This is a genomic window from Shinella sp. GW821-FHT10F02 (assembly GCF_058809275.1).
This window is the reverse complement of the sequence record NZ_JBXASL010000002.1, coordinates 243,478-256,727: the sequence shown is the minus strand read 5'-3', so window position 1 is coordinate 256,727 and position 13,250 is coordinate 243,478. Positions and strand designations below refer to the sequence as shown.

Annotated in this window: 8 protein-coding genes and 2 pseudogenes; 6 read left to right on the top strand and 4 right to left on the bottom strand. The window is 62.2% G+C overall.

Going from position 1 to position 13,250, the window contains the following annotated elements; translation table 11 throughout:
- The first annotated feature begins 24 nt into the window (after positions 1-24).
- From AC1RWL_RS07150 to AC1RWL_RS07130, 5 genes are all read left to right on the top strand, one after another.
- Entirely contained in the window at positions 25-1,641 is a 1,617-nt protein-coding gene (locus tag AC1RWL_RS07150) for a trypsin-like serine peptidase (RefSeq protein WP_493094053.1), read from the top strand.
- Complete coding sequence (locus tag AC1RWL_RS07145) at positions 1,638-2,696, top strand: AAA family ATPase (RefSeq protein ID WP_493094052.1); 1,059 nt, start codon at positions 1,638-1,640, stop codon at positions 2,694-2,696. The genes AC1RWL_RS07150 and AC1RWL_RS07145 overlap by 4 nt, the downstream gene beginning before the upstream one ends.
- A gap of 12 nt (positions 2,697-2,708) precedes the next feature.
- The gene (locus AC1RWL_RS07140; RefSeq protein WP_493094051.1) at positions 2,709-5,357 is read left to right on the top strand and encodes a hypothetical protein; all 2,649 of its coding nucleotides are present in this window, start codon (positions 2,709-2,711) and stop codon (positions 5,355-5,357) included.
- Positions 5,354-7,105: a peptidoglycan-binding domain-containing protein gene (locus tag AC1RWL_RS07135; protein ID WP_493094050.1), complete on the top strand. Its 1,752-nt coding sequence runs from the start codon at positions 5,354-5,356 to the stop codon at positions 7,103-7,105. The genes AC1RWL_RS07140 and AC1RWL_RS07135 overlap by 4 nt, the downstream gene beginning before the upstream one ends.
- Before the next feature lie 257 nt (positions 7,106-7,362).
- Positions 7,363-7,725 carry a HipA domain-containing protein gene (locus tag AC1RWL_RS07130; protein WP_493094049.1) on the top strand — a complete coding sequence of 121 codons (363 nt, stop codon included), beginning with the start codon at positions 7,363-7,365 and terminating at the stop codon, positions 7,723-7,725.
- 41 nt (positions 7,726-7,766) lie between these two features.
- Here the strand turns inward: AC1RWL_RS07130 and AC1RWL_RS07125 are convergent.
- A pseudogene (locus AC1RWL_RS07125) lies at positions 7,767-8,083 on the bottom strand (hypothetical protein); the annotation flags it as partial.
- On the opposite strand from AC1RWL_RS07125, the pseudogene AC1RWL_RS07120 reads away from it, so the two are divergent.
- A pseudogene (locus AC1RWL_RS07120) lies at positions 8,070-8,445 on the top strand (HNH endonuclease); the annotation flags it as partial. The pseudogenes AC1RWL_RS07125 and AC1RWL_RS07120 overlap by 14 nt on opposite strands.
- 168 nt (positions 8,446-8,613) lie before the next feature.
- Here AC1RWL_RS07120 and phnY read toward each other — a convergent pair.
- The 3 genes from phnY to AC1RWL_RS07105 form a co-directional block, all read right to left on the bottom strand.
- Positions 8,614-10,068: a phosphonoacetaldehyde dehydrogenase gene (gene phnY, locus AC1RWL_RS07115; RefSeq protein ID WP_493094048.1), complete on the bottom strand. Its 1,455-nt coding sequence runs from the start codon at positions 10,066-10,068 to the stop codon at positions 8,614-8,616.
- Between the two features lie 29 nt (positions 10,069-10,097).
- Positions 10,098-11,366, bottom strand: a complete 1,269-nt coding sequence (gene phnA, locus AC1RWL_RS07110) for a phosphonoacetate hydrolase (protein ID WP_493094047.1) — start codon at positions 11,364-11,366, stop codon at positions 10,098-10,100.
- Positions 11,367-11,491: 125 nt separating this feature from the next.
- Complete coding sequence (locus AC1RWL_RS07105; RefSeq protein ID WP_493094046.1) at positions 11,492-13,162, bottom strand: Na/Pi cotransporter family protein; 1,671 nt, start codon at positions 13,160-13,162, stop codon at positions 11,492-11,494.
- Positions 13,163-13,250: the final 88 nt, after the last annotated feature.

The following is a 13,250-nucleotide window of genomic DNA, read 5'->3' as shown; positions in this document are numbered from 1 at the left end:
TGCGAGAAGCGGAAGGGGCACGAGGTGCTGAAAGACGGCGGTCGGCTGTCAAATCCCATGATTGCAGGGCCGATCTTGCAGCTCGCGGCCCGGTCGGTCTGCGCCATCGTTTCGGGTGCTCATCACGGCACCGGCGTGCTGATCGGCGCAGACCTGGTCCTGACGGCTCATCATGTCGTCGCTCATCTTATCGGTGCGGCGCCACCCAACGATACGGTCTGCATCTTCGACTATGCCGAGACCGAAGCGGGAAAACCCGCACAAATTGGAATGGAAGCAGGGGTACAGTGTGTTGTGGACCGCTGCTTCAGCCCCCCATCGCCAGGCGATATCCAAGGCCAGCCCCGCGTCTTCTACAAGGATCATCTCGATTATGCGATCCTGCAGCTCAACACTCCCATGGGCCGGCGCCCCGCGAGTGATGGCGCTCTGCGTGGCTGGATCGCTCTGCCGCGCTATCCGACCCGGTCCGACAAGGGAGAAGAGATCTATCTTTTCCAGCATCCTCAAGGCACCAACTTTCAACACCGGCCGCAGCCTCTGCGCTGCGGAACGGGCGAGATCGTGGAAATTCTAGGGCAGAACGATCGGTTCGTTCACACCGCCCGAAGCGCGCGGGGGTCGTCCGGAGGGCCGTGTTTCAACCTCACTCGGGAATTTGCTTTTGTCGGGCTGCACAATGCAGGCCACACGGAAGACGACACGGTCCAGAAGCGCTTCGTGCCACTCGACCGGATCGTCGATCACATCAGGCTTGCCTTGCAGGATGACGGCTTCGTCAACGCGCTGTTCACGGAGCCTCCGCCCGCCAATTCCGCAAGCATCGCGAACAAGGTTGACGTGGCTCGCCGGCGGGACATCGTGCTGTGTCTGATGGACCGCAAGATCGAAGAGATCAAATTCCGGAAGGCAGCAGAGGCCAAACCAGTTGATGGCCGGACTGCCGTGCCGAAGGTGCATGTGATCGTCTGCCGCGAAGACGACAAGCCGGAGCTCTTCGCGACGCGACTGGAATATCTGTCTCTGCATCCCACGGACAGTAAACGCGAGGGCGAGGTCCGCAGAGGTCTGTCGAAGGGCGAACTACCCCGCACCTTCAACAGCCGTACGGAGTCGTGGCCGGCCGTCGATCATGCGAAGCGGCGGGAGAACGAAATCGACACGATCGTATCCGACATCGACACGGACGGCAGCCAGCTCATCGTCTTCATGGGAGGTTATGAAGAGGGCATGGACGTCAATTCCGAGCGGGCTCTGGTTGAGCACCTGGTCAGCGCGCTCGGTGCTCGGTTCCGAGACACCTCCGGCATGGTGCAGTGTCTGATCTGCCTTACCGTTCCAGAAATGCCGTCGGCGCAGGCCATAATCGATAGCTTCACCGGCCTTTGGCCGGAAACCGCGCCCCCACCGGGTTTCGGCGTCTGCATCGAGCTGTCGGACATCGCCAAGAGCGATCTGGCGCCCTGGTGCAAGATTCTCAGGGAAACATGGGGCGAGAACGAGAGGTTCAGCAGCGAGATGGACAAGCTTTTTCAAAGCAGCCGCCGTCAGCGGATGGCGCTACTTGTGAACGAACTCCGCGACGACATCGATCAACTGATACGGGACGCGGATCCTGATATCATGAGGAGAGGATCATGAAATTCGGCCGACTGGAAATGGCGTGGAAAGACAGCGGCACCGCGGCGGGTGCGGGGCGGCTGTTGGAAAATGGGCGAGAGACCGAGAAGGGCAGATCCTATCAATTCACCAGCGACATGGTTGCGGCCGTCGACGTGGCCATCGAGCTCGGCCGGCCGCTGCTCGTGTCCGGCGAACCGGGCTGTGGCAAGACCGAACTCGGCTATGCCATCGCCCGCAAGCTGGACATCGACAATGTCCATCTTTTCACCAGCAAGTCGAACTCCGAAGCCGGCGAGCTCTTCTACGTCTATGATGCATTGAAGCGCTTTCGCGACGCCCAGCTTGCTGTCCGGCAGGCGCAAGCGGCGCCCGGTGCGCCGCTGCCGGTTGAGCTCGACGTCGGCGATTACGTCGAATTCCAGGCGCTTGGCCGGGCCATTCTCGATGCACATGAATATTCGGATATTGCCCATCTGCTGCGTGGCAGGAACGCGGGCTCTCGTAAGCCGGGTTCGGCGCCGTCAGCCTCGGTCGTGGTCATCGACGAAATCGACAAGGCACCGCGCGACTTTCCCAACGATCTGTTGCAGGAAATCGAAGCGATGAGCTTTCGCGTCCGGGAATTTCCTTCCGATCCCAAGGACCCGGAGACACCGCCCAGCGATCTCATCCTTCGCTCCATTCGGCCTATCGTGGTGATCACCTCCAACGAGGAGCGGCAATTGCCGGATGCCTTCCTTCGGCGCTGCGTCTTTTTCGAAATACCGTTTCCGGATGAGACGATGCTGAGGCGCATCGTCGACAGCGGCCTCCATGCGCGCTTGATCCGCATGGGTCTCGTCCCGACGGACCACAGCCTTAGCGACAAGAGACGCGATGCGCTTGTCGAGCTTGTGCTGAACTTTCGCAAGCTCGAACCCGACAAGCGCCCCGGCATATCGGAACTTCTAGACGCTGCGGCGATCATGGCGGTACGGGGCGGCGGCGATATTGCCCAGACCCGCCCCGCATTGGCGAAGCTGAAGCGCGACAAGGACTTGTTCGGTCATCTGGTGAGCGGCACCTCCGCGTGAAGGGAACGGACTATGGCCGATAAGGTTCTCGATCGATCAAGCCTCGAACGGTTGATTCTGACTTATGAGACCATTCGTATCCGTCGCGGTCTCGGGACGGCGTTCGGCCGTGTAACGCCCGGACAGCGGCTCGATGCGCTGCATATCTGCATCGCGGTCACGGCGGCGGGAATTTCACAAGACGAAGAGACACGGCGTTTCTGGCTCAGCCGACTGGCGCCTGTTCTGGCCGAGACGAGCGAACTGGCCTCGGCGCTTGGCGAGGCTTACGACCTGACTTTCCCTCCGCCGACAATTGGCCGCACCTGGAAGGCGCGTCTGACGACGCTTGTCGACAAACCGCTTCGACGTCTCGGATCGATGCCAACTCTGGTCATGATGGGGTTGATGGTGCTGGCGGTGGGCGTCACCCTGGCTGTGCTTCCCCGCAACACGACGCCTCCGATCGTCGACACCGACGCATGGCCGGAAACCACCTTGACGCGCATCGGCTCCGATCTCGGACAGCCGACGCCAACGCAATCGGCACTGGCTCGCGCCTATGGGGATGCGTTGACGATCGCCGTCGCGACCCTGCGCGAGCATCCAGGCACTGCCTCGCCAAAAACCCTTGCGCGCACCTTCGCGGCTAGTTTTCGCCAGGTTGGTTCCCCAGCTCATCTTCTTGCGGAGATGATCCGCCGCTTTCCGCTCGCTGCAGATCAGCCGGTCCCTACGACTGCAGAGGGTGGTCTTGCCGTTCGTCACTACGCCCTAGTCGTCGCCGAGCGGCTTGCGCCCGGATCGGGAGACGACATGTCGACGCTGCTGAGTGACGACGCCGCAAACACGCCGCCCGGTCTGTCGGAGTTCCTGGCGAACTTCGAATCGCGTGGTTTCGCAACCGTTCCCGACGTGTCAAATGTGGTTGCGCGAGAGTTCAGCGCCTACCGCCTTCTGCCGATTCTGATCCTGTTGCCGGGGCTGTTTTGGGTTTGGCGGGCCCGAAATGCCCTTCCGCTCGCATCCGCTCTCGCACGCACGCGCGAGGAAACGATCGCCAGACGCGATGCGCGGCGGGCGGCAGCAGGGTCCTGGGCGGAGGTGCATGTCATGCAGATCGGCACCGCAGGCCTGCCGCCACTGCCCTCGGCTTCGCTGATCGCGCGCAGACTGGTGGGTTTCCGGGAGCCGCGGCCCGGCAATCGGCTCGATGCCGCCCGCAGCATACGGGCGACGCTGCAGTCCGCCGGCGATTTCGTCACGGTCATGCGGCCGAGAAGCCGGGCGGTCGAGTTCGTCTTTCTCATTCGCCGCCGCCACCGCCACGACCATGAGCGGGCGAGGGCGCTTCGGCTGGTGAACGCCTTCGGCAATACCGGCCTGTCGGTCACCGCCTATGACTACAGCCCCGATCCACGATTTTTGACCGCGACCGGGCGTGTCGGTATCGGCAAACCGCGATCGACGACCACGCTCGACCTGAGGGGGCTGGCCGAACGGCATTTCGGGGCCGTCCTTGTCCTGCTCACTGACGGCGACGAATTGCTCGAGCCGTTGACCGCGACGCCGCTCGATTATCTGCAGCGCGAGCTCGCGGCCTGGCCGCGCCGGATGATACTCACGCCGACGCCTATCGGCGCCTGGGGAAGTCGGGAATATCGGCTTGCCGCCTCGCTTGATGCGCCGGTGGGCCGCGCGACGCTGGCGGGGTTGGGCGATCTGGCGCTCGTCTTCGATCTCGATGCCCCGGACGCGAAGGGCCGCCGACCGTTGGCGGAGGCGCGAAAGCTCGCGGCTTGGAACGATCGTGTGGCCTGCTGGCGTAAGGTGATGACATCGATGCTGACGGAGGAGTCGCTACCGGTTCCGCCACCGCTGCTCGTTACCGAGAATATCGCCCTGACGTCCGATCAGAAGCCGTCGCCAGACATGGTCGAGGACTTGATATTCTCACTCAAACTGTGGCTCGGGCACGGTTACGCCTGGTTTGTCGCCGCCGCGATACATCCGCATATGCGGTTCGATCTGACGCTGTGGCTCGGGGTACAGCTGAAACGCAAAGCGATGCCGAATGCGGAGGTGGTGCCGTCCGAGGCCGTTGCCGTTCAGATGCCGCTTTTCTCCGAGAGCCTGCTAGATCGGCTGTGCCTGCTGCCTTGGTTCCGACAAGGTCGCATGCCCGCCTGGCTGCGGGTGGCGGTGTTCGAAAATGCGCGCTCGCATGACAGGGAGGCCGCCCGTGCGGCCATCGAACGATTGTTGGAGCGCACGATGCCGGGTGGCGACGACAGCGCCTTGCTACCGGTCTGGCTTGCGGACTGGCGAGGCCAGAAGCTTGCCGCCGATGACACCATGATCGGCTTCAGGGCCGGCATGCCTCCGGAGGTCGAAGCGCTTCGCTCGGTGCCCCAGGACTTCAGGCGATGGATTGCCCTGGCTGTCGGGCGAATGGCCGTCCTTGTTGTCTGGGCCAGCGTCGCTTTCTGGCTTATTCCTGCCGCCGACGCGCCACAACCGAACGGCGCCTGGTTTCCTGCGCTTGTTTTCGTCGTGACGAGCGCAGGCCTTGCTACTCTCATGATGTTCCCGGCTGTGCGGGCGCTTCCCGGCCGTGCCTATCGCTGGTTCGCGCGCCGAATCCGCGACACCCGAATACCGGTCGAGAAGGCTTCGTCATGAGCGCCCATGATCCCGACCAGAAAGGCGAAACCGCCAAGTCCGCGTCGCGCGATCGGGCATTCAGTAGTACGGCCACGTCTTCCTCCACCTCGACACAACCCCTCGATATGGAAAGCCCCGGCACCGAAGATCGTCAACAGCGCGATCGATTCTCGTTAGTCAGGGAAGCGGCGGCATATTTCGCCCGGCTCCTTTCGTCCTTTGAGGGTGTTTCACCCGTCCTGTTCGGAGGTCTGGCAGCCGTTGCCTTGTCCGGACTGGTTGCCGTTTGGACGTCCCACTGGTTCGACGACATTCAGATCGAGGTTCCCGACAGCCTGACGATTCTTGACGGCGGGTCAGGTTATGTGACGACAATGGCCTGGACCAGCACTGACGCCGGCCCGCTCGTCGTCGGCACGTCCGAAGGCTTCCTCGTCAATGTACGGCGCGATGGAACGCTCGTCGTTTCGTCCGACACGATCCCGGAGCGTTATGCTCCCGGTCGGATCGTGGAGATATTTCCCTCCGATACCAACCTCAGTTCCGAGGCCGTCTGGGCGTCCATGACACATGGCTATGCCGGCTATCGGTTGCAGACGGGCGCCGCCTACCGGGGCCTTGCCTTCCGGGTGGCCGACGTGCTTCACCCCGTCCGGCCCGGTTCCGACAGCTTGGGCGGGAACGTGTCTTTCGTCCCCCTGTTCCGTGCGGGCGTGAGACTTCAATCTGTACGGCCGGCGGCCGGCGCGCTATCGCGGTTGACCGCAATCCAGAGCTTTATGATCAGCGGGCAGCCTTATGTCGTCACCGGGTATGACAGCGGCGCGGTTCTAGCGTTCCGTTTTGCGTCCGAGGTCGGTTCGTTACAGCCGCAGAGCAAGGAGCCTGCTATCACGTTGCATTCCGGTCCCATCCTTGCAATCGCCAGTCAGGCTTATCGGGCAAATACAAGCGTCACGTTCGCGACCGCGGCAGCGGATGGAACCGTGGTCGTCCATCGGCTGCGAGCAGACCCTCCCTCCTCGACCGCGCGGAGCGTCCTTTTCATGGCGGGGGGCACCAGTGCGCAATCAGTCTTATACGGCCCGATTGCCCGGCGAGAAGGGTTGATGATGGATCGTGCCGGGCGTGTGCTTCTGCTGTGGGACCAGGGCGGTGGCATATCCGTTTCGCGGCTCGACGCAAACGACCAGCCGTATTTCCGTACCTATAATCTCGCCGGTATCCCGCGGTCCGTGCACCGTTTCTCAATACTGGCCGCACAGACCAGACTGCAGGCTCTTGGCCTGTATGATGGGAATCTGGATGGGGTAATGGGGGCCAGAACATCGGCGGCATTCGCTGCCTACCGAACGCGTGCGGGCCTGACCTGGATCGCACCAAATGACACGGATCGCCTGCTGTCCTACTTGCTGCCTTCGCACTGGGCCACATCCGCAGTGGCATTGTCGCCGCGCGGCGATCTCTTCGCCTATTCGGGAATAGATAGTGTGGTGCGCGTCGTGCGGCTGACATCCGGCAGTGCGGCTACATCGTCGACCTCCCCTATCGCGCTGCTGGGCCATCGTGAGCTCGTCACGCGGCTCTCGATTTCCCCCGATGGACGCATGCTGGCATCGCTCGATACGTCGGGACGGCTGCTGATGACGGATCTGGATCGCCTGCTTGGCATATCGTCGTTTCCGCTTGCCATGTTCAGCACGGCGCCTCTTCCGGAGCCTCTCAACCCGATGCTCATCGATGTCACGGGCTTTACGGCACAGTAGGTCGAATGGTGTCTCGATCCCACCGAGGGGCGTGCCCTTTTCCACCTGAAAGAAGTTCATGGCCGCCACGTTCATCCATGCCCGAAGTTGCTCTCCGCGGCATCGACACCTCCCAAAAAAAGCGAAAAGTGTAATCCATGCCTCCGTTACCAAGCGTTACCTATCTCTCAGGATGGAATCAAAACAGATAAGTTCAAAATTCTGGCCCCTTCAACTGCAAATTGTCTCGGTGTGTCTTATTCTTGGCGGGAGGAGTGGTGCACCTTTCACTTGCCGGAGCTCAGGACAAGCTCACGGTCATTGTGCAAGGCGACGCTATCGGGCTGGCTAGGGGCGGGTGGCCGACGACCCATATTCTCAAGCCGGTCATCCAAGGTCTGGAAGGAACTGTCGAGAACGAGCTATTCTGCTTGCGTCTCGGCGGTCGCCTGAACCTGCCGGTGCCCGCTGTGGAAATGCGATGGAGTGGAGCGACGGCATTCCTACTCATCGAGCGCTATGACCGGGCGCGCACACGCGACGGGCGCATTGACCGATTGCATCAGGAAGACTTCTGCCAGGCACTGAACATACCGCCAGAGCTCAAATATGAGGAGGAGGGCGGTTCTGGCGCCGATTGATCAACCTCATAATTCGCGCCTGTGGTCGCTTGCCGCGGGCGCTCTCCCACTCTGTTCAGGATTTTCGCCGCCAGCGCGGCTTTATCTTGAGGCAGGAAACGCCCGTAGTGCTGGGCAACCATATCCGGCGTGTCCTGAATGGCGTAGCTTGCCTGTTCATAGGATCCGGTTTGCTTCAGGATATGGGTCGTAAGCACATCCCGGACACGTTATGCAGTCCATGCTGAAACAAGCGCCTGATCACGCTGCAGCGGGTGTGTGGGTTGAAGATGCCATAGTGCTGAATGGCCAGCTTCCAGGCCTCGTAAAGGGTCGTCTGATTGTAGGCGGCATGCTTGCTTGATGTCTTCAGCGATCGGCTATTTCGACGCCTCATTCTTCAGGCTTATGAAGAACGATGTGTGATCACACGCCTCAAGCTCATCGACGGCGGCGGGCGCAGAGGTGGAGGCTGCCCACATCAAGCCTACCGAGGCGAACAGACCTGAAATCCTCACTAATAGCATCGCGTTATCAGGCGCGGCCCATTGGATGTTTGATCTAGGGCTGATCAGTCTCTCCGACGATCTCGATATCTTAGTCTCGCGGTAGGCCAATGATGCCGACAGCATTCGCGGCCTCATCAATCCGACCGTTAGGGCTATCGTACCTTTCAGGTTATTTGAGAGACCGCATCAGCAGTCTCTTTATTGGCGTCGGGAAAAATGCTTCAAGCACTGAATATTACCCTGTGCACCGGAGGGTTCTGCCGTTCGAATCCCGTCAAGAGCGCTGAGAATGCGCCAAGTGTTCCGTTAATAATCTCCCGCAATTGTGGATAGGTATAATGCAATCAACATGCATAGCTTTTATAGCCTAGACCGAGAATTTCGTTAACGTCAGATTTATTCACCAGGGCAACGAAAACGTCTTGACGTTGGTAAAACTCTTCATCGCCTCGATGACGCCTTCCTTGTAGCCGTTGCCGGAATCCTTGATGCCGCCGAAGGGGCTCATCTCGATGCGGTAGCCGGGCACTTCCCAGATGTTGACGGTGCCGACTTCGAGGCCGGCGATGTATTTCTGCATGCGGCGGAAATCGTTGGTGCAGACACCGGAGGAAAGGCCGAAGGCGGTGGAGTTGGAAAGCGCGATCAGGGCGTCGTCGTCATCCGGCGCGCGGATGATCGGGATGATCGGGCCGAAGGTTTCTTCCATGACGAGTTCCGAGCCGTGCGGCACACGGTCGACGACGATTGGCGGGAGCAGGGCGCCCTTGCGGCCGGGATCGTAGAGCACGTCGGCGCCCTGTTCGGCGGCCATGTAGACCCGCTTTTCGAAGAGGGCGGCGGCCTTTTCGTGCACGACTGTGCCGAGCTGCGTGGCGCGGTCCATCGGATCGCCGAAGGTGATCGCCTTCGCCCGCTCCAGCACCATCGGCACGAATCGATCGGCGACGCTCTCCTGGCAGAGGATGCGCTTGACGGCGGTGCAGCGCTGGCCGGAATTCTTCGTGGCCCCGGCCACCGCGAGGTCAGCGGCTCTCGCGAGATCGTCGTCCGACAGGTCGTTGAGGATGATCAGCGGATCGTTGCCGCCGAGTTCCAGCACCTGGCGCTTGTAGCCCGCCTTCGAGGCGATCAGCTTGCCGACCGGCACGCCGCCGGTGAAGGTGATCAGGTCGATATGGGGATTGGTGATCATCTCGTCGCCAATCGCCTGCGGCCAACCGGTGACGACGGAGAGCATTTCGGGCGGCAGGCCGGCCTCGTACAGGATATCCGCCAGCACCAGCGCCGTCATCGGCGTCAGTTCCGTCGGCTTGACGACAATGCAGTTGTTGGTGGCGATCGCCGGCGCGATCTTGTGCGATACCATGTTGAGTGGATGGTTGAATGGCGTGATCGCCGAGATCGCCTTCAGCGGCTCGCGCGTGGTGAAGATCTTGCGCTGCTTGCCGTGGGGCGTGAGGTCGCAGGAGAAAATCTGGCCGTCGTCATGGATGCACATCTGCCCCGACAGCGTGAAGACATCGAAAGCGCGGCCGACCTCGTAGAGCGAATCCTGCTTGGAAATGCCGAGTTCGAGCGTGACGAGATCGGAAATCTCTTGCCTGCGGGCATTCAGCAATTCCGCCGTGCGCAACAGGATCTTCTGGCGGTCGTAGCGTGTCAGCTTCGACTTGTAGTTTGCGGCAATCTCGAAGGCCTGGCGCGCATGTTCGGCCGTGCCGGCCGGCACGGTGCCCACCACCGCGTCGGTATAGGGATAGTGCACGTTGACGACACCGTCGGCATCGACAGTCTTGCCGGCGATGCGCATTGGTTCATGGCGGACTTTGATGGATGTCTCGGGGCGGGTCATGGCTGTCTTCCTCTCCATCGATTTCCGGCTTAGGCCTTCTTGCCGGCCTGGGCCGCGGCCATGACCGCGTAGTAGAAGGCGTCGAAATTGCGCAGTGCCGGGGCATCCGGCTGGTCGGGCAGGACCCGGTTGGTGATGAAGGGCACGGCCTGTTCGGTGAGCCCGCCATGGGAGCGCAGCGGTTCGTTGAGAGCTGCTAAGTCGTGGCGATGCTCGCTGGTGCCCATCGTCTTGTTTTCGGTGGAGAGCATGACGATGTCGCCGATGCGGTCTTCCGGCAGCTCGAAGCGGTGGCAGGCGTCTTCCCGGCCGAGCACGAGATCGATGCCCTCGACCTTGCGCAGCCGATCCATCAGGGCGGCGCGGTCGGCGCCTTCCGGCAGATAAGCGGTGGCGAAGGAGCCGAGCGCGCCGTGATGCACGACGTAGGGATCGGTAATCGGCAGGATGACGCGGGCGGCGTTCTTGCCGAGCCATTCGTCGAAGAGGTCCTGGGCGTAGACGACATCCGGCGAGCCATCGGCCTTGTGCTTCGGCTTCATGCCATGGTCTGCGGTCACCACGATTGCGGCGCCGAGCGCGTCGAGTTCGGCGAGGTATTTGTCGAACATCTCGTAGAAGTCGTTCGCCTGCTTCACGCCGGGCGCATATTTGTGCTGCACGTAGTCGGTGGTGGTGAGATACATCACGTCGGGGCGGAACTCCTTCAGGAGCTTGACGCCGGCAGCGAAGACGAATTCCGACAGCTCGGCCGAATAGACTTCCGGCACGGCGCGGCCGAGCCATTGCGAGGCATTGTCGATGCCATTCGCCGCCTTGGTGGTGGTGTCGGCCTTTTCCGACGAGAAGCAGATTGCGCGGTCCTCGTCATAGGCAAGGCCATGGCCGAGCAGGGCGCGCAGCTTGTCCTTGGCGGTGATGACGGCGACGCGGGCGCCGGCATCGTAGAAGGCCTTGAAGACGGTCGGCGCGCGCAGGAATTTCGGGTCGTTCATCATCACCTCTTCGCCCGTCGCGGGATTGTAGAGGTAGTTGCCGCAGATGCCGTGCACGGCCGGCGGACGGCCGGTGGCGATCGACAGGTTGTTCGGGTTGGTGAAGCTCGGAATGACGCTATGGGCGGTGCGCACGGTGCCGGTCTTGCGTATGCGCTCTAGCGCCGGCATCAGCCCGGCCTCGATCGCCGCGTCGAGATAGGCCGGCTCGCAGCCGTCGAGGCAGATGGCGATGGCTGGAACCTTCGGCCACTGATAGTCGCGTCCGTTGGCGGTGACGGTGATGGGTGACATCTGGTTCATGACGGGGTTCCTTCCTCAGAGCGGAGCCGGGGCAGCGCGCCGGTCCGCGTATGTTTCCCGATCTATCTGCCGCAAAAGCATCCATCTGAAAAATTGCAATTCTGAATTCGATCGATAGATTCTTGCTATGGGTTGGAGTTGGCGAGGCGGCTCGTGAGAAGATCGCCGCTGCGGGTGAGGATCGGGTAGGCGACGGTGACGAGGAGCGAATTGATCTCCTTCAGGCCGCGCGCGATCTCGATATGCATGCCGCTCGTCTCAATGCTTTCGGGCGTGCCGGATTGCAAGCGGCGCAGATGCCGGTCGTGGGTGTAGCGCGCCATTTCCCGCATCTTCTCCTTTTCCAGCACGAGCTGGCGCGCCGAGGGCGGATCCTGCGAGATGAGGACGTTGAGGGAGAGATGCATGTTCTCGACGACCTGGGCATGCAGGTCGATCAGCTCGGCCCAGCCTTCGCTGGAAAAGCGCCAGTTCTTGTCCGCTCGCTCCTCGGCAAGGACCAGCAGGTTCTTCGCGATGATATCGCCGGCATGTTCGAGATTGATGGCAAAGTCGGTGAGCTCGATGCTGCGCGAAGCCTCTTCCGTGGTCATGGTGCCGCGGTTCACCTCGGCGAGATAGAGCTTGATGTCGGTGTGGGCTTGGTTGACCGCATTGTCGATGTCGCGCACGCGGGTGATCTCGACGCGTTCTCCTGCACGCAGCAGATCCATGACCGGACGGACCATCACCTCGACGAGTTCGCCCATTCGCAGGAGCTCGCGTGTCGCGCTGGCAAGCGCCAGCCGCGGGGTGGTGATCACCGAGCGGTCGAGTGCGGTGACGCGGTTTTGCAGCGGATCGTCGCTGGCAGGCTTGGTCTCCGCATCGGGCAGCAGCCGGCCGACGAGGCGTGTCATCACGGCAACGAAGGGCAGGCCCGCCAGCACGAGGGCGGCGTTGAAGAGCACATGGAAGTTCACGAGCGCATCCGCCGGCCCGGAGCCAAGCGCGGCAATCGGCGGCGCCGCCATTTCTACGAGAGCGAGGGCGGCGAGCGAGGCGGTCGCGCGGAAGAAGAGGTTGCCGACGGGGATGCGCTGGGCGGCCGGCGGCATGCCACGCGACAGCCAGAAGGCGATCAGGCCGCCGCCGAGATTGGCGCCGAGCACCAGTGGCACGGCGGCTTCCAGCGGCACCAGCCCCTGTCCGGCAAAGGTCGCGACCATCAGGATCGCCGCCACGCTGGAATGCACGAGCCAGGTGAAGAGCGCACCGACCAGGAAGGCCGTCAGATAGTCCTCGGCGAGATAGCCGGACAGCGAGGGCAGCATGGCGCCATCGCGCAGTGGCGCCGTCGCCGTACCGATCAGCCGCAGCGACAGCAGCACGAAGCCGACGCCGAGCACCATGCGGCCGATCTCGCGCGTGCGCCGCGCGGAAAATTTCAGATGCAGCACGCCGCCGGCAAAGAGACAGACCGGAACCAGCCAGCCGAGATCGAAGGACAGCACCCGCACGACGAGCGCCGAGCCGAGATCGGCGCCAAGCAGCAGGGCAAGCCCGGTCGGAACGGCAAGAATGCCGTTTGCGGCAAAGCCGCAGGCGAGCATGGCGACAGCGGTCGAGCTTTGCAGCAGGATGGCCATGGCTGTTCCCCCGGCCGCGGCCTTGGCGTGGCCCTGCCGCGCGGCGCCCAGCATCGTTCGCAGGCCGCCGCCAAAGGCATTCTCCATGCCGCTTCGCACCATATGCACGGCGAAGAGCAGCAGCATGGTGGCACCGGCCAGGTGCAGGAGGACGGCGGAGAGGTGCATCGGCTCATTCCCTGTCTGTTGAACACATCCCTATGTGTTGAACGCAGGAGAGTCGGTCGAATGCAGCCTATTAGTCAATTTTAAAGTT

Bases quoted from the DNA above. Each gene is read 5' to 3' on its own strand.
- phnY (WP_493094048.1), bottom strand. From the start codon at position 10,068: ATGACCCGCCCCGAGACATCCATCAAAGTCCGCCATGAACCAATGCGC.
- phnA (WP_493094047.1), bottom strand. From the start codon at position 11,366: ATGAACCAGATGTCACCCATCACCGTCACCGCCAACGGACGCGACTAT.
- AC1RWL_RS07105 (WP_493094046.1), bottom strand. From the start codon at position 13,162: ATGCACCTCTCCGCCGTCCTCCTGCACCTGGCCGGTGCCACCATGCTG.
- AC1RWL_RS07145 (WP_493094052.1), top strand. From the start codon at position 1,638: ATGAAATTCGGCCGACTGGAAATGGCGTGGAAAGACAGCGGCACCGCG.
- AC1RWL_RS07140 (WP_493094051.1), top strand. From the start codon at position 2,709: ATGGCCGATAAGGTTCTCGATCGATCAAGCCTCGAACGGTTGATTCTG.
- AC1RWL_RS07135 (WP_493094050.1), top strand. From the start codon at position 5,354: ATGAGCGCCCATGATCCCGACCAGAAAGGCGAAACCGCCAAGTCCGCG.